The sequence below is a fragment of the Stenotrophomonas sp. S4 genome (assembly GCF_054187805.2).
Genome location: NZ_CM196188.1, coordinates 1545499 through 1568823, shown reverse-complemented (window position 1 = coordinate 1568823; position 23325 = coordinate 1545499). Strand labels below are relative to the sequence as shown.

Below are 23325 nucleotides of genomic sequence, written 5' to 3'. Positions count from 1 at the left end.
CAACTTTAGATTGCGGGGTTGCCGGCCAGCGGCCGGCACTACCTTTCAAATGAGTGCCGACCAACGGTCGGCACCCACCCGTTAGCGGCACCTACTGGTGACTCAGGGCGGTGCGGTAACGCTCGGCCAGCTGCCCGACCCGGCGCACGTAGTACTGGGTCTCGCTGTAGGGCGGCACGCCACCGTGGCGGTCGACCGCGCCTTCGCCGGCGTTGTAGCCGGCGGCAGCCAGGGTCAGGTCGCCATTGAAGCGTTTCAGCAACCACGCAAGATACTGCACGCCACCGCGGATGTTCTGCCCGGCATCGTAGGAGTCGCTGACCCCGAAACGGGCCGCGGTCGGCGGCATCAGCTGCATCAGCCCCTGCGCGCCGGCGCGGCTGAGCGCGGTCGGGTTGTACGCCGACTCGGCGTGGATGATGGCGCGCACCACGGCTTCGTCGACGCCGAACTCGCGCGCGGCCGAGGAGATCTCGGTCTGGAACGCGGCGGTGTTCAAGCGCACCGAACCAAAGTCCACGCGCGGGTTGACGCCACAGGCGTAGCAGCGCTCCATGAAACTGTAGCGGATGGTGCGCACCGGGCCGAGGTTGGCCACCTGGGTCGGCCGCGCACTGGTGTAGTGGCGCACGCCATCCTTCATGAAGGAATAGACCTGGCCGCTGACCATGCGCCCGCTGCGCGAGGCGACCGGGGTCGCGGGTACGGCGGCTGGCGCAGCCGTCGGCGGGGGCACAGCCGCCGGTGCCGCAGCGCTGGCTGCCACCGCCACCGGGTTGCGCTCGATGCTGGCCACGGTGGTCGGCGCCGGCTTCGGCGCGGCCACCACCGGGCGCGGTGCCGGGCGGAGGTCGCGGCTGTAGCTGATGGCGCTGCAGCGGGCCCCGGCCACGCGCTTGCTGACGTAGCTGGTGACGCCGTCGGCGCCCTGGCACTTGAACAGGGTGCCCGCGCTGGCCGGCGCAGCGGTCAGCGCAGCGATGATGATCGCCGTTGTCCCCAGTATCCCCTTCATGCCGGCGAGTGTCCCAGCTTCGCCGGGGCTTGCCAAGCGACGCGGCTCAGCCTGTGACCGGCGGCACAGCCAGCACCTGCCCCAATCCGGCCAGGCGCTGTGCCAGTTCATCGCGCAGGCCCGGCGGCGTGGTCCACAACGCCACCGGCACCCGGTCCAGGCTGAGGATCTGCGCCAGCATCATGCCGCGGCTCTCGGCGCCCATGCGCAGCAGGCAATGGTCGGGCCCATCGGCCTCCAGCACACCACACCAGGGCGGGATGCGGCCTTCCAGTTCGGCACGGCTGCCGGCCAGGCGGACGATGGCCTGCAGCGCGAACGGGGCCTGGCTGACCGCCTGTCGCACCATCACATCCGGCGGTGCGGGCGTACGGCGGTGCATGCCCGGCTCGGCGCATTCGCGCACCGCGCCCATCCGGTCCACGCGCAGGGTGCGCCAGTCCTGCCGGCCCAGATCCCAGGCCAGCAGGTACCAGCGCCGCCCGTAATTGACCAGATGCTGCGCCTCGACCTCGCGCTGGGTCACCGCTTCCTGGGCACTGCGGTATTCGAAGGCCAGCCGTGACGCCTGCCGGCAGTGCTGGGCCAGCCGTCCGAGCAGGCGTGCGTCGGTGGACGGAAGGTCGGACAGGGTGGCCGTCGCCGCGTGCACCTCGCCGGCCTGCTGGCGGCGACGGGTCGGCACCAGCGGGTCGAGCTTGGACAACAGGCCGCGTGCGGTGTCGTCGATGCCGGCGACGGTCGCCGAGGCCGCGCGCAGGGCAATGGCCAGGGTGGTCGCCTCCTCCTCGTCCAGCAGCATCGGCAACACCGGCGCCCCTGCCCCCAGCTGGTAGCCGCCGCCAACCCCGGACGAGGCCTGGACCGGATAGCCCAGTTCGCGCAGGCGCTCGATATCACGGCGGATGCTGCGCCGGTCCACGCCCATGCGCTCGGCGAGCTCGGCCCCGGACCACTGGCGGCGGGCCTGCAGCAGGGCGATCAGGCGCAGCAGTCGATGAGCGGTATGGCGCATGAAGAATCGAGGACAGAAGTCGTCCGCAATAGTGCCTCAGGATGGCTTCCAGTTCACCACCCACCGCAAGGAGCAATGCCATGACCTCACGCCAGATCACCCTGTACCACGCCGCCCGTTCGCGCTCGAGCGGCGCCGTGGCCCTGCTCGAGGCGCTGGGTGCGGACTACCGCATGCAGGTGCTGGACCTGAAGGCCGGCGCCAACCTGGCCCCGGCCTATCTGGCCATCAACCCGATGGGCAAGGTGCCGGCCATCGTCCACAACGGTGCGCTGGTGACCGAACAGGTGGCGATCTACCTATACCTGGCCGACCTGTATCCAGAGGCCGGTCTGGCACCGCCGATCGGCGATGCCCTGCGCGGCCCCTACCTGCGCTGGATGGCCTTCTACGGCGCCTGTTTCGAGCCGGCGATGATCGACAAGGCGATGCACCGCGAGCCGCCGCCGCGCCTGATGTCGCCGTACAACGACGCCGAGACCGTGCTGCAGGTGATCGAGGCCCAGCTGGCGCAGGGCCCCTACCTGCTCGGCGAAACGATGAGCGCCGCCGACGTGCTGTGGGGCAATGCGCTGGCCTGGACAACGGCCTTCGACCTGGTGCAGCCTGCGCCGGCCACGGCTGATTACATTGCACGGATGAGCGCGATGACCGCCTTCGACCGTTCGCGGCAGATCGATGCGGAGCTGGCGGCGGCGTAATCGCGTCGCGCCACCGCCGGGGCCGACCAACCACCGGCGGACGGCGGAAGGGCCGGGATGCGGGTAGAATTGCCCGCTTTCCCGCCACCCGAATGGATTAAGCGCCATGACCGGGACGCCAGACGTCTTTCCGCCCGCCACGCCGGGCGGTACCCCGCTCGTTGCCCTGCCCGCCGGTCCGCGCAAGCCCGACCAGGTGAAAGGCAAGCTGTACATCAAGACCCACGGTTGCCAGATGAACGAGTACGACTCGGCCAAGATGGCCGACGTGCTTGCCGCCAGCGATGGCCTGGAACTGACCGACAGCCCGGACGACGCCGACGTCATCCTGGTCAATACCTGCTCCATCCGCGAGAAGGCGCAGGAGAAGGTGTTCAGCCAGCTGGGCGTGTGGAAGGGCCTGAAGAACAAGGGCCGCGAGGTCATCATCGGCGTCGGCGGCTGCGTTGCCTCGCAGGAAGGTGAAGCGATCATCAAGCGCGCGCCGTTCGTGGACCTGGTATTCGGCCCGCAGACCCTGCACCGCCTGCCGGAGCTGATCCGTGCACGCCGCGAGCAGAAGCGCCCGCAGGTGGACATCAGCTTCCCCGAGATCGAGAAGTTCGACCGCCTGCCCGAGCCGCGTGCCGAAGGCGCTTCGGCGTTCGTGTCGATCATGGAAGGCTGTTCCAAGTACTGCTCGTTCTGCGTGGTGCCCTACACCCGCGGCACCGAAGTCAGCCGCCCGTTCGAGGACGTGGTGGTGGAAGTGGCGCAGCTGGCCGCGCAGGGCGTGCGCGAGATCAACCTGCTCGGCCAGAACGTCAACGCCTATCGCGGGCCATATGGTGACGGCGAGTTTGCCGACCTCGGCCTGCTGATCCGCACCATCGCCGAGATCGATGGCGTCGGCCGCATCCGCTTCACCACCTCGCATCCGCTGGAGTTCAGCGATTCGCTGATCGACGCGTTCCGCGACGTGCCGCAGCTGGCCAACTTCCTGCACCTGCCGGTACAGGCTGGCAGCGACCGCGTGCTGTCGGCGATGAAGCGCGGCTACACCGCGCTGGAATTCAAGTCGAAGATCCGCAAGCTGCGCGCGGTGCGACCGGACATTTCGATCAGCTCGGACTTCATCGTCGGCTTCCCCGGCGAGACCGATGCCGATTTCGAGAAGACCATGAAGCTGATCGAGGACATCGGCTTCGACCACAGCTTCTCCTTCATCTATTCGCGTCGCCCGGGTACGCCGGCTGCGGACCTGGAGGACACGATCAGCGATGCGGAGAAGCACGCGCGCCTGTCGCGCCTGCAGGAGCGCATCAATGCATTCGCCGCCGGCATTTCCGAGAAGATGGTCGGCACCGTGCAGACCGTGCTGGTGGAAGGCCCCTCGCGGAAGAACCCGAACGAGCTGACCGGCAAGACCGAGAACATGCGTTCGGTGAACTTCCCGGCGCCGGCGCGGTTGATCGGCCAGTTCGTGGATGTGGTGATCACCGAAGCGCTGACCAATTCGCTGCGCGCACGGGTGGTGGCGGAATAAATCTTCGGGTCGGAGCCCCTGCGGGGATCCGACCCCCTGCCTTCAATCCAGCCGCTTGCGGAAGCGCAGGATCGCCAGGGTCATCATCACCACGATGAAGGCCAGCAGCGCCAGCGCGTCGTGCCACAGCTCCCACAGTGAGGCGCCGCGCAGCATGATGCCGCGCACCAGGCGCAGGAAATGGGTCAGCGGCAGCACCTCGGCCAGCCACTGCACCGGCCGCGGCATGCCGGCGAACGGGAACATGAAGCCCGACAGCAGGATCGACGGCAGGAACAGGAACAGCGTCATCTGCATCGCCTGGAACTGCGAGCGCGCGCGCGTGGAGATCAGCAGGCCCAGCGCCAGGTTGGCCAGCACCAGCAGCACCGCGGCCAGGTAGATGTCCAGCAGGCTGCCGCGAATGGGTACCTGGAACAGCCAGGTGCCCAGCACCAGTACCAGCGTGGTCTGCAGCAGACCGATGGCCGCATAGGGCAGCACCTTGCCGACCATCAGTTCGCTGCGCGAGACCGGCGTGGCGATCAGCAGCTCCATGTTGCCGCGCTCGCGTTCGCGCACCACCGCTACCGCCGTGAACATCACCAGGGTCATGGTCAGGATCACCCCGATCAGGCCCGGCACGATGTTCACCGCCGAGCGCCGTTGCGGGTTGTAGAAGCTGATCACGCTGACCGGACCACTGGCGATGCTGCCTTCGCGCAGCGGACGCGTGTTGCTGGTCGGACGCGTATCCAGCGGCACCTGTGCCAGCTGGATCGCCGCGCTCTGCACCACGGTGTCGCTGCCATCGACCAGCACCTGCACCGCTTCGCGACCGTCGAAGCGGCGACGCTCGAAGTCGGCCGGCACCACGATGCCGACACTGATCTCGCCACGACGCAGCGCCTGCATCAGCTGGTCCGGCGTGTAGGCTTCGCTGCGCGGCGTGATCACGCCGGTGGCCACCATGTCCTGCACCAGCGCACGTGACGCCGCACTGTTGGCCTGGTCGGCGACACCGGCGTCGAGATGGCGCAGGTTGAGATTGATCGCGTAGCCGAACAGCAGCAGTTGCATCACCGGAATGCCGACGATCATCGCCAGCGTGATGCGGTCGCGGCGCAGCTGCCGCAGCTCCTTGAGCATGATCGCCCACAGCCGGCGCAGGTTCATGCCGCCGGCTCCCGGCCACGGCCACGGGTGGCGGCCACGAATACGTCTTCCAGGTTCGGTGCGACGGCGTCGATCCTGGCCTGCGGATCGGCACTGGCCAGCGCTTGCCGCAATGCGGGCGTGTCGGCAGCCCCCTCGCTGCACAGCACGCGCAGCTGGGTGCCGATCTGCGCCACGCTCAGCACCCCGGGCAGTTCGGCCAGCGCGCGGCTGGCCTGGCGCGGCTGCGAGGATGTCACCTGCAGCGTGCGCCCCTGCAACCGCGCGCACAGCTCGGCCGGCGTGCCATCGGCCACCAGCGCGCCACGATCGAGGATCGCCAACCGGTGGCAGCGCTCGGCTTCGTCCATGTAGTGGGTCGATACCAGCACCGTGGTTCCGGCGTCGGCCAGCTCGAACAGGGCCTCCCAGAAATCGCGGCGCGATTCGGGATCGACCGCGCTGGTCGGCTCGTCCAGGAACAGCAGTTCGGGCGAATGCACCACGGCACCAGCCAGGGCCAGGCGCTGCTTCTGCCCACCACTGAGCGTACCGGCCAGCTGCGGCTGCCGGTCCTGCAGCCGGTACTGCTGCAGCAATGCGTCCACCCGTTGCCCGGCCTGCGCACGCGGCAGGTCCTGGATGGCGGCGAGAAACTCCAGGTTTTCGCGCACCGACAGGTCTTCATACAAGGAGAAACGCTGGGTCATGTAGCCGATGCGCCGGCGCAATGCCTCTGCCTGCTCGGGCACGGCCAGGCCCAGCACCTCGATCTGCCCCGCGCTGGGCTCCAGCAGGCCGCACAGCATGCGGATGGTGGTCGACTTGCCGGACCCGTTCGGGCCGAGGAAGCCGTACACCTGCCCGCGCGGCACGGTCAGGTCGACGTTGTCCACGGCCAGAAGATCGCCGAAGCGACGCGTCAGCCCGCGTGCGTGGACCGCGATGTCCTCGCCGGTATTCAGAAGCGCACCTGCACCGGCAGCCCGGCCGGAAGCCTCTGCATGTCGGCGGCCGCGTCCACTTCGATCTCGGCCAGATAGCTCAGCCGTTCGACGTCATCCCCGGTCAGTGCGTAGTACGGGGTGAACGAGGGCTCGCTGCGGATCGAGCGCACGCGCCCCTTCAGCACGGTGCTGCCGCCTTCCAGCTGTATCTGCGCGGCCTGCCCGACCTTGACCTGCAGGCGCAGCGGCTGCGGCAGGTAGACACGCGCGTAGGGGCGTTCGCCGACCAGCATCACTGCCAGCGGCGCCCCGATCGGTGCCTGGTCACCCTGCCGGTAGGGCAAGGCATCGACCACGCCATCGCGCGGTGCGCGCAGCTGCAGCTTCTGCAGGTTGACGCCCTGCACTACCTGCTGCGCCTGTGCAGCGTCGGCGGCTGCCTGGCCCTGGGCGATGTCCTGCACGCGGCTGCCGTGCACCAGTTCCAGCCAGGCCTGCTCGGCGGCACGCACGCTGGCCTCGGCATTGCCGGCAGCCGCCCGTGCACGGTCCAGCTCGGCGGCGGCGATCAGGCGCTGGCGTGCCAGCGGCTGCACCCTGCGGTAGTAGGCACTGGCTTCGGCAGACTGCGCGCGCAACGCGGCCAGCTGCGCCTGGGCCTGCGCAATCTGTTCCTGGCGCGGGCCGATCTTCAGTTCTTCCAGCTGGGCCTGCGCGCGTACCGTGTCGGCCTGCGCTGCGGCGAACTGAGCGTCGCCGCGGGCAGGGTCGAGCTGCATCAGCACCGCCCCGGCCTTGACCTGCTGGCCCTCGCGCACGTCCACGGTGGCGATCACTTCGGCCGCCGGTGCCGGCACCGTGATCCGATCCCACTCCAGCGTGCCGAGTGCTGCAGGCGGTGCCTGCCCACACCCTGCCAGCAAGCCGATGCCCGCCAGTCCGATTCCACGCATCCCGTTGCCGATGCCCATGCCATCCCCTCCTGCCACGGCGCCACGGTGCCATGCGCCCCGTGCACCCTCAATGATTCCGATCAGCCCTGACGGTTTTTTCACCATCCGTTGGCAAGCCTTTTGTTGCAAGGCTCCGCACCACCTATCCACAGGTTGGTTCGGCATCATTCCACAACCGCTGTGGAAATCCGGCAGGACGTGGCGCTGTTGCCCGCACGGCAATGACACCTGCACTGCCATCACGATGAACGTCCCCCTGCAGGCCCCCCTGTGACAGTGCAGCTGCGGCGACAGGCAACCATGACGCTTTTTTCACCAGGACCTCATGAGCCTTGTGGCACAAGCATTGCCAAGGTCTATCCACAGGTTTCCGCGTACCCCGTCCACATCGGGTGTGGAAAACGCTGTATCGACCGTCTGCTGGCCGTGTGCGCCACGCGCGCGCTACCCTTATCCTCCCTGAATACACTGCGGTGGAAGGCTTCCGCCCCACCCCAAGCAATGAAAAGCATCGAGCATCGAGACTTCACCCTGTCGCCGGAAGACAACGAGCGGCTGGCCAACCTGTGCGGCCCCTTCGACGGCCACCTGCGCCAGATCGAGCTGAAGCTCGGTGTGGAGATCGCCAACCGTGGCTTCGTGTTCCGCATCAGCGGACCCAACGAAGCCATCATCGAGGCGCAGAAACTGGTTGAAGCGCTGTACGCCGAAGCCGGCGAGACCGTCTTCGACAACCATGCCATCCACCTGCGCCTGGCGCAGGCCAATGTCGAGCAGATCGCCGAGCGCTCCTACGAAGCGCAGGACGTGGCGATCAAGGTCAAGCGCGGCACGGTACGTGGCCGCGGCGCCAACCAGGGCCGCTACCTGCACCAGATCGCCACCCATGACATCAACTTCGGCATCGGCCCGGCCGGTACCGGCAAGACCTTCCTGGCCGTGGCCAGCGCGGTCGAAGCCCTGAACGAATCACGGGTGCAACGCCTGATCCTGGTGCGCCCGGCAGTGGAGGCCGGCGAGAAGCTGGGCTTCCTGCCCGGTGACCTGAGCCAGAAGGTCGACCCCTACCTGCGACCGCTGTACGACGCCCTTTACGAGATGATGGGCGTGGAGAAGGTGGTCAAGCTGCTGGAAAAGAACGTCATCGAAATCGCACCGCTGGCCTACATGCGTGGCCGCACGCTCAACGATGCCTTCGTGATCCTGGACGAAGCACAGAACACCACCATCGAGCAGATGAAGATGTTCCTGACCCGCCTCGGCTACGGCTCCACCGCCGTGGTCACCGGTGACCTGACCCAGACCGACCTGCCCAAGCACGTGAAGTCCGGCCTGCGCGATGCCATCGACGTGCTGCGCGAGGTCGAGGGCGTCAGCTTCACCTTCTTCGAATCCCGCGACGTGGTCCGTCATCCGCTGGTGGCGCGCATCGTCAGCGCCTACAACCGCCGCGACCTGCATCAGATCCAACCTGGAGCAACTCCATGACCCGTGGTCCCGTGCGACTGGACGTCGCCGTCAGTTATGCCTTGCCGCGCACCGGCCTGCCGGCGGCGGTGAGTTTCCGCAAGTGGGTGGCCGCTGCGCTGAAAGGCCGCATCCGCGAGGCCGACCTGGCCATCCGCGTGGTCGATGTCAAGGAAGGGCAGTCGCTGAACCGCCATTACCGCGGCAAGGACTACGCCACCAACGTGCTCAGCTTCCCGGCCGAAGTGCCCGAAGGCCTGCCCAAGGGCGTGAAGTTCCCGCTGCTGGGCGACCTGGTGATCTGCGCACCGGTGGTGGCCCGTGAGGCCGATGAACAGGGCAAGGCGCTCAACGCCCACTACGCGCACCTGACCGTGCACGGCGTGCTGCACCTGCTCGGCTGGGACCACGAGGACGACAAGGAAGCCGACGCGATGGAACAGCTGGAGCGCGAGATCCTGGCCGAGCTCGGCATCGCCGATCCCTACGCCGGCGAGCGCTGAGGCCCACGCACACCGGGTTCTTCACGGAGGACGACCCCATCGCGCTACTGCCCGCACTCATCGCCGCTCTCCTGCAGGTGACCACTGCCCCGGGCATCGACCCCGACCGGGAACAACCGTCGCCGTTCCCGGCCAGCGACAGCGCCGCCGACATTGCCGCCAAGGTCGCGGAGATGCAGGCCTTCTTTGATGTCAGCCAACAGACGGCGCGCCAAGCGGTCGCCGGGGCGCAGCAGTACGCATTGATGGAACGTTTGAAAGCGCGCCACGCGGCACGCCTCGCCGGAATCTGGGTGGACAACGCGGCAGGTTGGAATGTCGTCGTTCGACTGACTGGCCCAGCACCCGCGGCCGATGAGACACATCCAGGGGCGGATGGCCCGCAACGCGTGCGCTACATCACCGGCGCTGCGCTGACGGAGGCCGAAATGCAGCACCGCCTTCATGCACAGCAAGGCTGGTTCGTGCCACAGCTGCCCGAGCTGATCGGCTATGGCCTGGACGTCATGACCGGTGAACTGGAGCTGGAACTCCGGGATACCGCAGGCGCACGCGCAACAGTGGCGGCCGTGCGCGACCACCTGCAGGCGCAACTGGGCTACCCGGTCAGGCTGCGCTGGCACCCAGCGGCATCGCACCTGCAATCCCGCTGACTGCATGGAGGCGCTCGCGATGGCTGACCGGGACCGGTACGATCACGGGCCTGCCTTCCGTTGCGGATCCCGTGCCCGTGCTGCGTATTGCCCTGCCCCTGCTGTTCGCCGCGTCCGCCCCGGCCGCTGCCCTGGACCTGCCGGCCCTGATTGAATGCCGTCAGGGCGTAGCCGATCACGCTGCGCTGGCGCCGCTGCTGGCTGATCCGTTGAAGGCCGTCGCCCAGGGCCTGCAGCCCCTGCCGCAGGGCAACCAGTTCATGAGCGAGTACCGGCTGGCCCAGCCGATCAGTGTGTTCGGCACCCGCACCGAACGGGTCGCCGTGGCCGGGTCCAGCGTCATGGCGATCCTCGACCAGGCCGATCCACGGCCGCTGGCCAAGCAGCTGGGGCTGGAGACCGGCTACGACCAGGATGGCAAGTTCATGGCCGGCCGCGAGCTGGTCAGCCGCGACGTGACCGACCCGAAGAGCGGCGAGGCCCAGATCGAGTCAATCATCCTCAGCGTCTCCACCGTGGCCTCCCATCCCGGCAAGACCCTGGCCGGCTGCACCTACAGCCTGGACCTGCCCGAGGAAGAAGCGCCCGCCCGGCCTGAACTGGCCCCGCCGCCGATCACCGGACCGGGCAGCGACGGTCACTGACAGGCCGCCACATCCTGCTAGACTGGGGCCAACGCCCGGCCTGCCGGGTGCCTTTTTTCCAGAGATGTCAGAAGACGACAGTAGTAGCTCCGCACAGGAGCCCAGTGAAAAGAAGCGCGGCTGGCTTGAACGCCTGACCTCCGCCTTCTCCGGCGAACCCCATACCCGCGACGAGCTGGTCGCTGTCCTGCACACCGCGCAGGAAGAGGGCCTGATCGCCGCCGATACCCTGAAGATGATGGAAGGCGCCATTTCGGTGGCCGAGCTGACCGTGGGCGACGTGATGATCTCGCGCTCGCAGATGGTCTCGCTGCCGGTCGAAGCGCCCTTCCTGGAACTGATGAAGCAGGTGGTCGAATCCGGCCATTCGCGCTTCCCGGTGCACGGCGAGAACAAGGACGACATCCTTGGCATCCTGCTGGCCAAGGACCTGCTGCGCGGCGTGGTCGCCGACAACGGCCCGGCCAACGTGCGCGAGCTGCTGCGCCCGGCGGTGCTGATCCCGGAGGCGAAGAAGCTCAACGTGCTGCTGAAGGAATTCCGCCTGTCGCGCAACCACATGGCCATCGTGGTCGACGAGTACGGCGGTGTCGCCGGCCTGGTCACCATCGAGGACGTGCTGGAACAGATCGTCGGCGAGATCGACGACGAGCATGACGAGGCCGAGGACCCGTCGGCGCAGATCGCCATCCAGTCCGACGGCCAGTACGTGGTCGACGCGCTGACCCCGATCGGCGACTTCAACGAACGCTTCGGCGCGACGTTCTCCGACGAGGACTACGACACCATCGGTGGCCTGGTCACCGAGGCCGTGGGCCACCTGCCGGAAGTCGGTGACGAGCTGGCGCTGGACCGCTTCATGTTCCGCGTGGCCCGCGCCGATGCGCGCCGGGTGAAGGCCTTCCACGTGACCGTGCTGCCGCCGGACGCGCAGGACGACGCTTGAAGCGCGGTGGCCCCCTCCTGGCACTGCGCCTGACGCTGTGGCTGGCACTGTGCGTGCTGGCCACGGCCCTGCCGCTGGCCGCCTTCGCGCAGCCGGCGACAGCCACACCCACGCCCGCTGCACCCGCCGCCAGCGCCGAGGTCCCCGCCCCGCGCATCGGGGTGGTGACCATGCAGCCGGGCACGGTGTTCTTCGAGCGCTTCGGCCACGACGCCATCGTCGTGATCGATCCGGTCAGCGGCGAAGCGACGTCGTACAACTTCGGCTACTTCGACCCGTCCGAGGACGATTTCATCAGCCGCTTCGTGCGCGGCGACATGATGTATTACCTGGTGGCGCTGCCGCTGCAGCAGGACCTGTCGTACTACGACGAGACCGGCCGTGGCGCCAGCGTGCAGTGGCTGGACCTGCGCCCGGACCAGGCACGTGCACTGGCCGCCGACCTGGCCGAGCGGGCCAAGCCGGAAAACGCGCGCTACCACTACGACTACTACACCGCCAACTGCGCCACGATGGTGCGCGACACGGTTAACAAGGCGCTGGATGGCGGCCTGCAGTCGCAGCTGTCAGGGCGCTCGCGCGGCAATACCTACCGCAGTGAATCGGTGCGCCTGGCCTCGCCGGCACCGTGGATGTGGCTGGGCTTCGATGTCGGCCTCGGGCCGTTCGCCGACCAGCCGCTGTCGCGCTGGCAGGAAGCCTTCGTGCCGATGCGCCTGGCCGACGCACTGCGCCAGGCGCGTAACAGCGATGGCCGGCCGCTGGTGCAGTCCGAACAGGAACTGCTGCCACACCGCATCGACCCGGAGCCGAAGGAGTTCGCGCGCCGCTGGTGGCCGTGGCTGCTGTGTGGCCTGGTGATCGCCGCCGGCATACTGGCGCTGCGCAGCCGCCCGCGCCTGCTGGCCGGGCTGGCCCTGCCGTTCTGGCTGCTGTGTGCCATCGCCGGCAGCCTGCTGGTGTTCCTGTGGGGCTTCAGCACCCATTACGCCGCCTGGGCCAACCGCAACCTGCTGCTGCTTTCGCCGCTGGCCGTATTGCTGCTGCCGGGTGCGATAAGCCTGCTGCGCCGGCGCGTGCCGGGCCGCATGTTCAGGGTCGTGCTGTGGCTGCTGGCGGTACAGGCCGTGGCGGCGCTGGTGCTGCACTGGCTGAGCCTGCAGGCACAGTACAACGTGCAGTGGATCGTGCTGCTGCTGCCCGTGCACGTAGCCCTGGCGTGGGTACTGGGGCGCCATCCTCACTTGTCCGAAACACGGCACTGACGCACGATGGCGGGCATGTCATTGCCCGCCTCCGCTTCCGCCCCTGCTTCGGCCAACCCCGCCTGCGTCATCAACTGCGTCCACTACGATGACGAGGGCAAACGCCACGACATCAGCCTGGATGCCATCAGCGATGTCATTGCCAGTGGCAACGGCTTCGTCTGGGTGGGCCTGTACAACCCCAACGACGATGTGCTGCTGAAACTGCAGGAAGAATTCTGCCTGCACGACCTGGCCATCGAGGACGCGCGCAACGCACACCAGCGTCCCAAGGTCGAGACCTACGGCAACTCGCTGTTCGTGGTGGTGACCACCGCACAGATGGTCGACGAACGCATCCAGTACGGCGAAACCCACGCCTTCCTCGGCCCGCGTTTCCTGGTGACAGTGCGTCATGGCGCCTCGCTGTCCTATGCCCCGGTGCGGGCACGGGTGGAACGCGAGCCGCAGCTGCTGAAGATGGGCCCGTCGTACTGCCTGTACGCGGTGACCGACTTCGTGGTCGACAACTACCTGCCGATCGTGCACCGCTTCCGCGACACTCTGGACCTGCTGGAAAAGGACATCTTCGCCGACAACTACAAGCGCAGCACGGTGGTGCGGCTGTACGAGCTCAAGCGCGAACTGAACAAGATGCGGATGGCGGTGGCGCCACTGCAGGATGTGCTGGCGCAGTTGCGCCGCTACCAGGGCGACCTGATCCCCGATGAAGTGAAACTCTACGTGCGCGACGTGCACGACCATGCGGTACGCATCAGCGATGTGATCGACACCCTGCGCGAGATGCTGGGCACCGCACTGAGCGTGAACCTGTCGCTGGTGACGCTGGCGCAGGGCGAGACGGTCAAGCGCCTGGGTGCGTGGGCCGCACTGCTGGCGGCGCCGACGCTGATCACCAGCTGGTACGGCATGAACTTCAGCCACATGCCGGAGCTGAGCGAGCCGTGGTCCTACCCGCTGATGATCATCGGCGTGGGCGGTGTGTGCGTGGGGCTGTACCGGTTGTTCAAGCGCGCGAAATGGTTGTGAGGGGTATCGACCAACGGACGATACCCACCGGACCGGTAGGCCACGACCGTTGGTCGTGGCACATGACCTGCCCTTGGTAGTGCCGGCCGCTGGCCGGCAACCAGGCAATGCTGGCCAGCGGCCGGCACTACCGTTGGGAATCAAGCCACGTAGACGGTCTTGATGTTCATGAACTCATGGATGCCGTGGTCGGCCAGCTCCCGACCGAAACCGGACTGCTTGCTGCCGCCAAACGGCAGCCGCGCGTCGCTCTTGACGATGGCGTTGACGAACGCGGCGCCGCATTCCATGCGCTGTGCGAAGGCCTCGCCTCGCACTGGATCACGCGTCCACACGCTGCCGCCCAGGCCGAAGCGGGTGTCGTTGGCCACGCGCAATGCTTCAGCCTCGTCCTTGACCCTGATCACCGCAGCCACCGGCCCGAACAGTTCCTCGTCGTAGGCCGGCATGCCCGGACCGACCTGATCGAGCACGGTCGCCGGATAGCCGGCGTGGGTGCCGGCTATGGGCTCACCGCCGACCAGAATGCGCGCACCTTTTGCCACGCTGGCCTGCACCTGCTTGTGCAGTTCATCGCGCAGGTCGGCGCGCGCCATCGGCGCCAGCGTGGTGCCACGCTCATTGGGATCGCCATACTGGCGCTGGCCCGCCGCTTCAACGAAGCGTCGGGTGAAGTCATCGGCCACCGCATCGACCACGATGAAGCGCTTGGCCGCGATGCAGGTCTGCCCACTGTTGTCGAAACGCGACTTCACCGCCGCCGCCACGGTCTTGTCGAGGTCGGCATCATCGAGCACCACGAAGGCATCGCTGCCACCCAGCTCCATCACCGACTTCTTCAGCTGGCTGCCGGCATTGGAGGCGATCGAGCGCCCTGCCCGCTCGCTGCCGGTCAGTGTCACCGCCTTCACCCGTGTGTCGCGCAGCACCTCGGCGGCCTGGTCATTGTCGATGTGCAGCACGTCGAACACGCCGTCCGGCAGGCCTCCGTCCCGGCACACCGCCAGGATCAGGTCGGCACATTGCGGCACGTTGCTGGCGTGCTTGAGCAGGGCCACGTTGCCGGCCATGAACGCCGGCGCGAGGAAACGGAACACCTGCCAGATCGGGAAATTCCACGGCATCACCGCGAACACGCAGCCGATCGGCTCGTAGCGCACGTAACTGCGCTGGGCTTCGGTGTCGATCAGCTGCGGCTTGAGGTAGTCGGCCGCGTGGTCGGCGTAGTACTCACAGGCCGCGGCGCACTTGTCGACCTCGGCCAGCGCTTCGGCCTTGAGCTTGCCCATCTCGTGGGTCATCGCCTGCTGCAGATCGTCACGGCGCGCGCGCAGCTGCGCGGCGATCCGGCGCAGGATGGCACCGCGATCCTGCAACGAGCGATCGGCCCAGCCGGGGAAGGCATCGGCAGCGGCCTGCAGGCGCTGCTCGATGTCGGCAGCACCCATCAGTTCATGGCGGTAGGTCACCAGGCCGGTGGCCGGATCGACAATCTCGACGGTCATGGGGGATCTCCATCTGGAAGATCCCCATTGTGCGCGGTTGCCCGTGAGCCGGATGTTGCCGGATCAGCCGGCAGGCCGCCGGCTCAGCCGTTGTCCTGCCGTGCCAGCTGCAGGTCGCGCTGGCGCCGTTTCTCGGCGCGGGCATTGATGTACCAGCCGATCACCGCGGCGATCGACACCGCCGACACCAGCAGCGTGGCCAATGCGTTGATCTTCGGGCTGATGCCCATGCGCACCGATGCGAACACCTTCATCGGCAGCGTGGTCGAGCCCGGCGTGGCCACGAAGCTGGCCACCACCACGTCATCCAGCGACAGGGTGAACGCCAGCAGCCAGCCCGCCACCAGCGCCGGTGCGATGATCGGCAGGGTGATGCGGCCGAACACGGTCAGCCGGCTGGCGCCCAGGTCCATCGCCGCTTCTTCCAGCGACAGGTCCATTTCCTGCAACCGCGAGGACACCACCACGGTGACGAAGCACAGGGTGAAGGTGACGTGGGCGATCCAGATGGTGGCCAGGCCACGCGCCGGGAAGCCGGGAATCGCGCCCATCGAGGCCAGCAGCGCCATCAGCGAGAAGCCCAGGATCACGTCCGGCATCACCAGCGGCGCGGTGACCAGCGCACCGAACAGCGGCTTGCCGCGGAAGCGCTTGAAACGGGTCATCACCATCGCCGCCAGCGTGCCCAGCACGGTGGCGGTACAGGCGGTCCAGAACGCCACCACCAGGCTGGTCCACATCGCATCCATCAGCGCGCGGTCGGCGAACAGGTCGCTGTAGGCACGGGTGGAGAACCCGGCCCAGACCATCGCCAGCCGCGAGCTGTTGAACGAATAGAACATCAACAGCAGGATCGGCAGGTACAGGAAGGCGAAGCCGAGCAGCAGCACGCCCAGCCCCAGGCCCTTGGCGGAACGCGGGCTCATGCCTGCTTCCCTTCCAGCAGGCGCTGCTGGGAACGGTTGAACAACAGGATCGGCACCAGCAGCAGCAGGATCATCGCCACCGCCATCGCCGAGGCGCCCGGCCAGTTGCGGTTGTTGAAGAACTCGTTCCACAGCTGGCGGCCGACCATCAGCGTCTCCGAGCCACCCAGCATTTCCGGGATCACGAATTCACCCACCGCCGGAATCATCACCAGCATGCAGCCGGCGATGATGCCCGCCTTCGACAGCGGCAAGGTGATGCGCAGGAACGCCTGCCATGGCTTGGCGCCGAGGTCGTAGGCCGCCTCCAGCAGGCGGTGGTCATGCTTGACCAGGTTGGCGTACAGCGGCAGCACCATGAACGGCAGGTAGCAGTAGACGATGCCGATGTAGGCGGCGGTCGGGGTGTCGATCAACTGCAGTTTCGGCAGGCCCATCGACGTCATCAGCGACTGCAGGCCGGTGAACTGCAGGAACTGGTCGAGCAGGCCGTTGCGGTCCAGGATCGCCTTCCACGCATACACGCGGATCAGGAACGAGGTCCATGACGGCAGCACCACCAGCATCATCGCCACGTTGCGTGCGGCCGGCGACAGGCGCGCGATCGCATAGGCCATCGGATAGCCGATCAGCAGGGTGAGGAAGGTGGAGATCGCCGCGATCTTGATCGAGCTGAGGAACGCCTGCGCATAGATCGAATCACGGAACAGCGCGAGGTAGTTCTCCAGGTTAAGCTTCAGCGAGAAGCCGCCGTCCGCGTACTGCAGCAGCCAGGTATACGGCGGCGAGCCGACCCGGCTGAGCGAGAAGCTGATCATCAGCACGATCAGGAACGGCACTGCGAAGAACAGCAGCAGCCACAGGTACGGAATGCCGATCACCGTGGCACGCAGCCCCGGCAGCCAGCGCTTCAGGCCGGCGACGCTCATGAGGTCAGCACCACGCCGTCGTTGTCGCGCCAGTGCACCCATACGCTGTCGCCCCAGGTCAGGCCATCGCTGGCCCAGCGCTGCGAGTTGGCGAAGTTGGCCAGCACCTTGGCGCCGCTGGGCAGGCGCACGTGGTAGACCGAGTGGCTGCCGAAGTAGGCAATGTCCTCGATCACGCCCTGCGCCTTGTTGGTATGCCCTTCCGGCTCGTCCTTGCCGATCATCACCTTCTCCGGGCGCAGCGCGAACGCGACCGGCTGCCCTTCATAGCCGGTGATGCCGTGGGCGATGTAGATCGGCGCCGGGAACAGCGGCGAACGCACGGTCACGTACTCGGGCAGGTCCTCGTCGATCACCCCGTCGAACAGGTTGACCGAACCGATGAACTCGGCAACGAAACGGTTGGCCGGCTGCTCGTAGACCTCGTCCGGCTTGCCGACCTGCTGGATCCAGCCGGCATCCATCACCGCGATGCGGGTGGCCATGGTCATCGCTTCTTCCTGGTCGTGGGTGACCATCACGCAGGTCACGCCCGACGATTCGATGATGCTGACCAGCTCCAGCTGCATCTGCGAGCGCAGCTTCTTGTCCAGCGCGCCCATCGGCTCGTCCAGCAGCAGCAGCTTCGGCCCCTTGGCCAGCGACCGCGCCAGCGCCACGCGCTGCTGCTGGCCACCGGACAACTGGTGCGGCTTGCGCTTGCCCAGGTGGCCCATCTGCACCAGCTCCAGCATCTCGCCGACGCGCTTGCTGATCGCCTCCTTGCCCAGGCCGTCCTGCTTCAGCCCGAAGGCGATGTTCTGCTCGACCGTCATGTGCGGGAACAGGGCGTAGGACTGGAACATCATGTTGACCGGCCGCTGGTACGGCGGCAGTGCGTCCAGGCGCTGGCCATCGAGGGTGATGCTGCCCTTGGTGGGCGTCTCGAAGCCACCCAGGCAGCGCAGCAGGGTCGACTTGCCACTGCCGGAGCCACCGAGCAGGGCAAAGATCTCGCCCTTGCGCACGTCCAGGTTGACGTCGTCGACGGCGACGAAACCGTCGAATTCCTTGCGCAGGTCACGAATGGAGAGATAGCCGGGCGCACCGGTCGTGTCGACGACGGTGGCTACCGGCTGGGCTTCAACGGGCATGGGGGCTCCGGGAGCGGGCGGTGGACAGCGGCCGCCATTCTACCGGCCGGGGGCCGATGGGGATATGACGGCAACGGGTGGCACCCACCGGGCCAGGGGGATCTGCAGATCTGGTGGGGGCCGACCGTTGGTCGGCCCTGCCGGAAAAGCATGCCGACCAACGGTCGGCACCCACCTGCCAGCCAGCCCTTAGCGCCCGGTCTTCACCTCGGTCCACAGCCGGGTGTAGAGCTTGTCGGTCTCCGGCGTGTTGATCGAATAGGTGAACATCTTCTCGGCCACGTCGGCCGGCGGGTAGATGGTCGGGTCGGTACGGATCGCCTCATCCACCAGCGGGGTCGCGGTCGGCACCGGGTTGGCGTAATGGATGAAGTTGGTGTTGGCTGCGGCAACCTTCGGCTGCAGCAGGTAGTTGATGAAGGCGTAGGCCGCCTCCGGATGCTTGGCATCCTTCGGGATCGCCAGCATGTCGAACCACTGCGGTGCGCCTTCCTTCGGAATCGAATAGGCCACGTGCACGCCATTGCTGGCTTCCTCGGCGCGGTCGCGGGCCTGGATGATGTCACCCGACCAGCCGACCACCAGGCAGGTACCGCCGTTGGCCAGCGAACCCACGTACTGCGAGGAGTGGAAGTTCTGCACGTACGGGCGGATCGACTTCAGCAGGTCGGCGGCCTTCTGCAGCTCGGCCGGGTCGCCACTGTGCGGGTCCAGACCCAGGTAATGCAGTGCGATCGGGATCATGTCCGCCGGCGTGTCCAGGATGGTCACGCCGCAGTCCTTCATCTTGCTGATGTTCTCCGGCTTGAACACCAGGTCCCAGCTGTTGGCGATGTCGGCGCTGCCGCCGAAGCGCTGCTTCAGCATGTCCACGTTGTAGCCGATGCCGGTGGTGCCGATCATGTACGGCACGCCGTACTGGTTGCCCGGGTCCTGGGTGGCGATGCGCTTCATCACCGCCGGATCGAGGTTGGCCAGGTTCGGGATCTTGCTCTTGTCCAGCGGCAGGAACACGCCGGCCTGGATCTGGCGGCCGAAGAAGTTCAGGGTCGGCACCACCACGTCATAGCCGCTGTTGCCGGCCAGCAGCTTGGTCTCGACCATCTCATCGCTGTCGAACACATCGTAGGTCACCTTGATCCCGCTCTCCTTCTCGAAGGTCGGAATGGTGTCCTCGGCGATGTAATCGCTGTAGTTGTAGACGTTCAGGACCTGGCTGTCCTGCGCGCCGCCGTTGCCACCGCTGCAGGCGGCGAGCATGGCGGAGGCCAGGCCGAGCGTGAGGATACGCAGCTTCATCGGGTGCTCCAGAATGCGGGAAGGGGGGCCGGCGGGGCCGGCGACGGGTGCCAGCCTACCCCCCGGCGGCGGATTTTTCTATTCCGGATGCTCAGACGTTCAGCAGCAGGAACTCGCGCTCCCACGAGCTGATGACGCGGAAAAAGGTCTCGTATTCCTTGCGCTTGACCGAGATGTAGGCCCGGCAGAAGCGCTCACCCAGCAGGGCCTGCAGCTCGCTGCACTGCTCCAGCCCGTCCAGCGCCTCGCCCAGCGAGCGCGGCAGGTTGTACCCCAGTTCCTTGGCACTGCCGGTCACCGGCGCATCCGGCGCCAGCCGCTCACGGATGCCGAGCAGGCCGCAGGCCAGGGTCGCGGCCATCGCCAGGTAGGGATTGGCATCGGACCCGGCGAAACGGCTCTCCACGCGCATGTTCTCCGGCGTATCCAGCGGCACGCGCAGGCCGCAAGTGCGGTTGTCGAAGCCCCAGTGGACGTTGCTCGGCGAGACTTCGCCGAACACCAGCCGGCGGTAGGAGTTCACGTTCGGCGCGAAGAACGCCATCGCCTGCGGTGCGTACTTCTGCAGGCCGCCCAGGTAGTGGCCGAACACCGGGCTGAACTCGCCCTCGGCATCGGTCTCGCCGGCGAACACGTTGCTGCCATCGCTCACCCGCACCAGGCTCTGGTGGATGTGCATGGCACTGCCCGGTTCGTTCTCCATCGGCTTGGCCAGGAACGTGGCATAGACACCGTGGCGCATCGCCGCCTCGCGCATGGTGCGCTTGAACAGGAACACCTGGTCGGCCAGGTCCATCGCATCGGCGTGGGTGAAGTTGACTTCCAGCTGGGCCGCGCCGGATTCGTGGATCAGGGTGTCCACGTCCAGCTTCATCGCATCGGCATAGTCGTACATCAGGTCGAGGATCGGGTCGAACTCGTTGACCGCATCGATGGAGTACGACTGCCGCGCGGTTTCCGGGCGCCCGGAGCGGCCGGCCGGTGGCAGCAGCGGGAAGTCCGGGTCGGTGTTCTTCTGCACCAGGAAGAACTCCAGCTCCGGCGCCACCACCGGACGCAGGCCCAGTTCGGCATAGGCCGCCAGCACGCGGCGCAGCACGTTGCGCGGTGCCAGCTCATGCGGCTCGCCGTTCTTGGTGTAGCAATCGTGGATGACCTGCGCGGTGGCGTCGGCCGCCCACGGCACCATCCGCACCGTATCCGGATCGGGGCGCAGCATCATGTCCGAGTCCGACGGCGAGGTCAGCTCGTAGTAGTCATCGGGAAACTCGCCGGTGACGGTGGTGGCGAAGATGCCTTCGGGCAGCCGCGTACCGTAGTCATGCGAGAACTTGTCGGCGGGAATGATCTTGCCGCGCGCGTTGCCGGTGATGTCCGGCACCAGGCATTCCACCTCGGTGATGCGCCGCTCCTTCAGCCAGCGCAGCAGCGTGCTTTCCTGCGGTGCGGGGGGCGTGGCCGTCTTGCGCGGGCGCGTTCGGGAACTCATCGGGAATCCAGTCGGTTCTGTTGGTGCTGCCGGCAAGCTTGGCCGAACGCACGGAAAATAGCGTGATAGAACGGCGCCTGCATGACACGCCACTCCGGGTGCCACTGTACGCCGAGCACGAAACCATGGTGCAGGCTGCGTGCCGCTTCGACCAGCCCATCGTCGGCCACGGCTTCCACCCGCAGCCCCTGCGCCAGGCGGGCGATACCCTGCCCGTGCACCGAATTGACCTGCGCGCGGCCACTGCCGTGCCACTGCGCCAGCCAGCCATCGGCGGCCAGGGTCACCGCATGGGCCGGCCCATACTGCACTTCCACCGGCGCCTGCGGGTCTTCGCGATGGTCGGCCAGGCCGGGCACCGCATGCACCTGCGGATGCAGGCTGCCACCCAGCGCGACGTTCAATTCCTGGAAACCGCGGCAGATCGCCAGCACCGGCAGATCCAGTGCCAGTGCCTCGTGCAGCAACGCAAAGGCATTGGCATCCCGGGCCGGGTCATGTGGATTGCCTGGCCAGCTGCGGCCACCCTCGTAGTGCTGCGGTTCGATATTGCTGACCGCGCCGGTCAGCAGCAGGCCATCCAGCCCCTGCAGCCAGTTGCCGGCCGGCAGCGGTGGCTGCAGGCTGGGCAACACCACCGGGGTCACCTCGGCCGCCTCGGCCAGCGCGCGAACGTACTTCTCGCCGGCCATCGCGAAACGGTGATGGCCGAGCACGGTGCTGTCGGTGGGCAGGCCCACCCAGGGCAGGCGGCGCATGGGAAAACTCCTTGGCGTGCCGCCACGTTACCCGTCGTCCGGCGAAGGCGGCAAGTCGGTGCCGTCACACCACAGCCGTCACGCATCGGCGAAACTAGCCAGGTGAACGCTGATCGACCTGCCCCGCTCCGTCCTCCTGCACTGCACCCGCGAGGCCTGCAGTGAGCGCCGCCTTCCCGCCCAGCTGGTACGCCGCCAGCCTCCCCGAGCCGGCCGCGCTGCCCCCTTTGCAGGGAGATGTGCAGGCCGATGTGGCGGTGCTCGGCGCCGGCTACACCGGCCTGACCGCCGCGCTGGAACTGGCCGCCCGTGGCCAGCGCGTGGTGCTGCTGGAAGCGCAGCGGATCGGCTGGGGCGCATCCGGCCGCAACGGCGGGCAGGCGCTGGTCGGCTATGGCTGCGAGGTGGACGAGCTGGAGCGCCAGCTCGGCCGTGATGATGCGCGCCACCTGTTCGACTGGTCGCGCGACGCGGTGCAGGCCATGCGTACGCGCATCGACCGCCATGGCATCGACTGCCATTGGGTGGAAGGCCATGCCAGCGTTGCCATCCGCGAACGCCATGAGCGCGACCTGCGTGCCAACTGCGAGCACCTGCAGCGCCACTACGACTACCCCATGCAGTGGTGGGACCGCGATGCACTGCGCGCGCAGCTGGACAGCCCGCGCTACCGCGCCGCGATGTTCGACCCACTCAGCGCGCACCTGCATCCACTGGCCTACGCGCGTGGGCTGGCCGATGCGGCGCGCGCGGCCGGCGTGGTGATCCACGAGCATTCGGCGGTAACCCGCGTGCAGCGTGGACCGCAGCCCACCCTGCACACCGCGCAGGGCAGCGTGCGCGCCGCACACCTGGTGGTCGCCGGCAATGCGTGGCTGCAGGGCCTGCTGCCCGAGCTGGAGCGGTGCATCATGCCGGTCGGCACCTATATCGGCGCCAGCGAGCCGCTTGGCGCCGAGCGCGCCCGTGCCCTGATCGGCAACAACATGGCCGTGGCCGACACCGCCTGGGCACTGGACTACTTCCGCCTCAGCCACGACCACCGGCTGCTGTTCGGCGGCCGCGCCAGCTATTCGGCACTGCCGCCGTCCGGTCTGCGCGGGGTGATGCAGCGGCGCATGCATGAGGTGTTTCCGCAGTTGGCTGACGTGGCGCTGGACCAGGTCTGGGGCGGCTATGTGGACATTACCCGCAACCGCGCCCCGCACTGGGGCCGGCTGGACCGCAACCTGTACTTCGCGCAGGGCTTCTCCGGCCATGGGGTGGCCGCCGCCGGGCTGGCCGGCGAGGTGATTGCCGCCGCCATCGCCGGGCAGAGCGAGCGCCTGGACGTGTTCCAGCGCCTGCGCCATGCGCCCTTCCCCGGCGGCCGGCTGCTGCGCACGCCGCTGCTGGTGGCGGCGATGTCCTGGTACAAGTTGCGGGATGCGTTGTGGTAGCCGAAGCCTTCCCGCCCCCATGACTTGATCCATGGCCGCTCTTTGTTTGC

Annotated in this window: 22 protein-coding genes; 10 read left to right on the top strand and 12 right to left on the bottom strand. The window is 67.5% G+C overall.

Going from position 1 to position 23325, the window contains the following annotated elements; all coding sequences use genetic code 11:
- Positions 1-91: 91 nt before the first annotated feature.
- Positions 92-1015, bottom strand: a complete 924-nt coding sequence (locus tag ACUZUJ_RS07150; protein WP_458220135.1) for a lytic transglycosylase domain-containing protein — start codon at positions 1013-1015, stop codon at positions 92-94.
- Positions 1016-1061: 46 nt separating this feature from the next.
- Positions 1062-2030: a helix-turn-helix transcriptional regulator gene (locus ACUZUJ_RS07145; RefSeq protein WP_049446105.1), complete on the bottom strand. Its 969-nt coding sequence runs from the start codon at positions 2028-2030 to the stop codon at positions 1062-1064.
- Between the two features lie 80 nt (positions 2031-2110).
- Here ACUZUJ_RS07145 and ACUZUJ_RS07140 point away from each other — a divergent pair, with 80 nt between their 5' ends.
- Together ACUZUJ_RS07140 and miaB are read left to right on the top strand one after the other, a co-directional pair.
- Positions 2111-2731 (top strand): glutathione S-transferase family protein, encoded by a 621-nt coding sequence (locus ACUZUJ_RS07140; RefSeq protein WP_458220134.1) that lies wholly within the window; start codon positions 2111-2113, stop codon positions 2729-2731.
- A 106-nt stretch (positions 2732-2837) separates the two neighbouring features.
- Positions 2838-4256 (top strand): tRNA (N6-isopentenyl adenosine(37)-C2)-methylthiotransferase MiaB, encoded by a 1419-nt coding sequence (miaB, locus tag ACUZUJ_RS07135; RefSeq protein WP_049446107.1) that lies wholly within the window; start codon positions 2838-2840, stop codon positions 4254-4256.
- Between the two features lie 42 nt (positions 4257-4298).
- Here the strand turns inward: miaB and ACUZUJ_RS07130 are convergent, their stop codons facing one another.
- The 3 genes from ACUZUJ_RS07130 to ACUZUJ_RS07120 form a co-directional block, all read right to left on the bottom strand.
- Positions 4299-5411: an ABC transporter permease gene (locus ACUZUJ_RS07130; RefSeq protein WP_049446108.1), complete on the bottom strand. Its 1113-nt coding sequence runs from the start codon at positions 5409-5411 to the stop codon at positions 4299-4301.
- A complete protein-coding gene (locus ACUZUJ_RS07125) occupies positions 5408-6286 on the bottom strand; it encodes an ABC transporter ATP-binding protein (protein WP_049446110.1) in 879 nt (292 codons plus the stop codon). Before ACUZUJ_RS07125 ends, ACUZUJ_RS07130 begins: the two co-directional genes overlap by 4 nt.
- 65 nt (positions 6287-6351) lie before the next feature.
- Positions 6352-7308 (bottom strand): HlyD family secretion protein, encoded by a 957-nt coding sequence (locus ACUZUJ_RS07120; RefSeq protein ID WP_049446112.1) that lies wholly within the window; start codon positions 7306-7308, stop codon positions 6352-6354.
- A 483-nt stretch (positions 7309-7791) separates the two neighbouring features.
- Here ACUZUJ_RS07120 and ACUZUJ_RS07115 point away from each other — a divergent pair, with 483 nt between their 5' ends.
- The 7 genes from ACUZUJ_RS07115 (at position 7792) to ACUZUJ_RS07085 (ending at position 13797) form a co-directional block, all read left to right on the top strand.
- Positions 7792-8778, top strand: a complete 987-nt coding sequence (locus ACUZUJ_RS07115; RefSeq protein ID WP_510468076.1) for a PhoH family protein — start codon at positions 7792-7794, stop codon at positions 8776-8778.
- Complete coding sequence (ybeY, locus tag ACUZUJ_RS07110) at positions 8775-9260, top strand: rRNA maturation RNase YbeY (RefSeq protein WP_458220133.1); 486 nt, start codon at positions 8775-8777, stop codon at positions 9258-9260. Before ACUZUJ_RS07115 ends, ybeY begins: the two co-directional genes overlap by 4 nt.
- Positions 9261-9337: 77 nt before the next feature.
- Positions 9338-9913 carry a hypothetical protein gene (locus tag ACUZUJ_RS07105; protein WP_510468075.1) on the top strand — a complete coding sequence of 192 codons (576 nt, stop codon included), beginning with the start codon at positions 9338-9340 and terminating at the stop codon, positions 9911-9913.
- Between the two features lie 77 nt (positions 9914-9990).
- The gene (locus ACUZUJ_RS07100) at positions 9991-10557 is read left to right on the top strand and encodes a hypothetical protein (RefSeq protein ID WP_119007600.1); all 567 of its coding nucleotides are present in this window, start codon (positions 9991-9993) and stop codon (positions 10555-10557) included.
- 64 nt (positions 10558-10621) lie between these two features.
- On the top strand, positions 10622-11503 hold the full coding sequence (locus ACUZUJ_RS07095) for a CorC family transporter (RefSeq protein ID WP_458220132.1): 882 nt from the start codon (positions 10622-10624) through the stop codon (positions 11501-11503).
- Positions 11500-12768 (top strand): lipoprotein N-acyltransferase Lnb domain-containing protein, encoded by a 1269-nt coding sequence (locus tag ACUZUJ_RS07090; RefSeq protein ID WP_458220131.1) that lies wholly within the window; start codon positions 11500-11502, stop codon positions 12766-12768. The genes ACUZUJ_RS07095 and ACUZUJ_RS07090 overlap by 4 nt, the downstream gene beginning before the upstream one ends.
- 6 nt (positions 12769-12774) lie before the next feature.
- Positions 12775-13797 (top strand): magnesium and cobalt transport protein CorA, encoded by a 1023-nt coding sequence (locus ACUZUJ_RS07085; RefSeq protein WP_510468074.1) that lies wholly within the window; start codon positions 12775-12777, stop codon positions 13795-13797.
- Positions 13798-13937: 140 nt separating this feature from the next.
- On the opposite strand, the gene ACUZUJ_RS07080 is transcribed toward ACUZUJ_RS07085, so the two are convergent.
- From ACUZUJ_RS07080 to ACUZUJ_RS07050, 7 genes are all read right to left on the bottom strand, one after another.
- Positions 13938-15302: an NAD-dependent succinate-semialdehyde dehydrogenase gene (locus ACUZUJ_RS07080; RefSeq protein ID WP_458220130.1), complete on the bottom strand. Its 1365-nt coding sequence runs from the start codon at positions 15300-15302 to the stop codon at positions 13938-13940.
- 83 nt (positions 15303-15385) lie between these two features.
- On the bottom strand, positions 15386-16228 hold the full coding sequence (locus ACUZUJ_RS07075; RefSeq protein WP_005408823.1) for an ABC transporter permease subunit: 843 nt from the start codon (positions 16226-16228) through the stop codon (positions 15386-15388).
- The gene (locus ACUZUJ_RS07070) at positions 16225-17157 is read right to left on the bottom strand and encodes an ABC transporter permease subunit (RefSeq protein WP_134951114.1); all 933 of its coding nucleotides are present in this window, start codon (positions 17155-17157) and stop codon (positions 16225-16227) included. Before ACUZUJ_RS07070 ends, ACUZUJ_RS07075 begins: the two co-directional genes overlap by 4 nt.
- Positions 17154-18290, bottom strand: coding sequence for an ABC transporter ATP-binding protein (locus ACUZUJ_RS07065; RefSeq protein WP_049446127.1), 1137 nt, complete (start codon positions 18288-18290; stop codon positions 17154-17156). The genes ACUZUJ_RS07070 and ACUZUJ_RS07065 overlap by 4 nt, the downstream gene beginning before the upstream one ends.
- 189 nt (positions 18291-18479) lie before the next feature.
- A complete protein-coding gene (locus tag ACUZUJ_RS07060) occupies positions 18480-19589 on the bottom strand; it encodes a polyamine ABC transporter substrate-binding protein (protein ID WP_014036578.1) in 1110 nt (369 codons plus the stop codon).
- A gap of 91 nt (positions 19590-19680) precedes the next feature.
- Entirely contained in the window at positions 19681-21078 is a 1398-nt protein-coding gene (locus ACUZUJ_RS07055; protein ID WP_014036577.1) for a glutamine synthetase family protein, read from the bottom strand.
- Positions 21075-21836, bottom strand: a complete 762-nt coding sequence (locus ACUZUJ_RS07050; protein WP_049446129.1) for a gamma-glutamyl-gamma-aminobutyrate hydrolase family protein — start codon at positions 21834-21836, stop codon at positions 21075-21077. The genes ACUZUJ_RS07055 and ACUZUJ_RS07050 overlap by 4 nt, the downstream gene beginning before the upstream one ends.
- A 161-nt stretch (positions 21837-21997) precedes the next feature.
- Here ACUZUJ_RS07050 and ACUZUJ_RS07045 point away from each other — a divergent pair, with 161 nt between their 5' ends.
- On the top strand, positions 21998-23275 hold the full coding sequence (locus tag ACUZUJ_RS07045) for an NAD(P)/FAD-dependent oxidoreductase (RefSeq protein WP_458220129.1): 1278 nt from the start codon (positions 21998-22000) through the stop codon (positions 23273-23275).
- Positions 23276-23325: the final 50 nt, after the last annotated feature.

What these genes read in the sequence shown, in the direction of transcription:
- ACUZUJ_RS07115 (WP_510468076.1), top strand. Translation starts at nt 7,792, where the DNA reads ATGAAAAGCATCGAGCATCGAGACTTCACCCTGTCGCCGGAAGACAAC.
- ACUZUJ_RS07075 (WP_005408823.1), bottom strand. Translation starts at nt 16,228, where the DNA reads ATGAGCCCGCGTTCCGCCAAGGGCCTGGGGCTGGGCGTGCTGCTGCTC.
- ybeY (WP_458220133.1), top strand. Translation starts at nt 8,775, where the DNA reads ATGACCCGTGGTCCCGTGCGACTGGACGTCGCCGTCAGTTATGCCTTG.
- miaB (WP_049446107.1), top strand. Translation starts at nt 2,838, where the DNA reads ATGACCGGGACGCCAGACGTCTTTCCGCCCGCCACGCCGGGCGGTACC.
- ACUZUJ_RS07070 (WP_134951114.1), bottom strand. Translation starts at nt 17,157, where the DNA reads ATGAGCGTCGCCGGCCTGAAGCGCTGGCTGCCGGGGCTGCGTGCCACG.
- ACUZUJ_RS07060 (WP_014036578.1), bottom strand. Translation starts at nt 19,589, where the DNA reads ATGAAGCTGCGTATCCTCACGCTCGGCCTGGCCTCCGCCATGCTCGCC.
- ACUZUJ_RS07130 (WP_049446108.1), bottom strand. Translation starts at nt 5,411, where the DNA reads ATGAACCTGCGCCGGCTGTGGGCGATCATGCTCAAGGAGCTGCGGCAG.
- ACUZUJ_RS07050 (WP_049446129.1), bottom strand. Translation starts at nt 21,836, where the DNA reads ATGCGCCGCCTGCCCTGGGTGGGCCTGCCCACCGACAGCACCGTGCTC.
- ACUZUJ_RS07055 (WP_014036577.1), bottom strand. Translation starts at nt 21,078, where the DNA reads ATGAGTTCCCGAACGCGCCCGCGCAAGACGGCCACGCCCCCCGCACCG.
- ACUZUJ_RS07095 (WP_458220132.1), top strand. Translation starts at nt 10,622, where the DNA reads ATGTCAGAAGACGACAGTAGTAGCTCCGCACAGGAGCCCAGTGAAAAG.
- ACUZUJ_RS07080 (WP_458220130.1), bottom strand. Translation starts at nt 15,302, where the DNA reads ATGACCGTCGAGATTGTCGATCCGGCCACCGGCCTGGTGACCTACCGC.
- ACUZUJ_RS07140 (WP_458220134.1), top strand. Translation starts at nt 2,111, where the DNA reads ATGACCTCACGCCAGATCACCCTGTACCACGCCGCCCGTTCGCGCTCG.
- ACUZUJ_RS07145 (WP_049446105.1), bottom strand. Translation starts at nt 2,030, where the DNA reads ATGCGCCATACCGCTCATCGACTGCTGCGCCTGATCGCCCTGCTGCAG.
- ACUZUJ_RS07065 (WP_049446127.1), bottom strand. Translation starts at nt 18,290, where the DNA reads ATGCCCGTTGAAGCCCAGCCGGTAGCCACCGTCGTCGACACGACCGGT.
- ACUZUJ_RS07120 (WP_049446112.1), bottom strand. Translation starts at nt 7,308, where the DNA reads ATGGGCATCGGCAACGGGATGCGTGGAATCGGACTGGCGGGCATCGGC.
- ACUZUJ_RS07150 (WP_458220135.1), bottom strand. Translation starts at nt 1,015, where the DNA reads ATGAAGGGGATACTGGGGACAACGGCGATCATCATCGCTGCGCTGACC.
- ACUZUJ_RS07085 (WP_510468074.1), top strand. Translation starts at nt 12,775, where the DNA reads ATGGCGGGCATGTCATTGCCCGCCTCCGCTTCCGCCCCTGCTTCGGCC.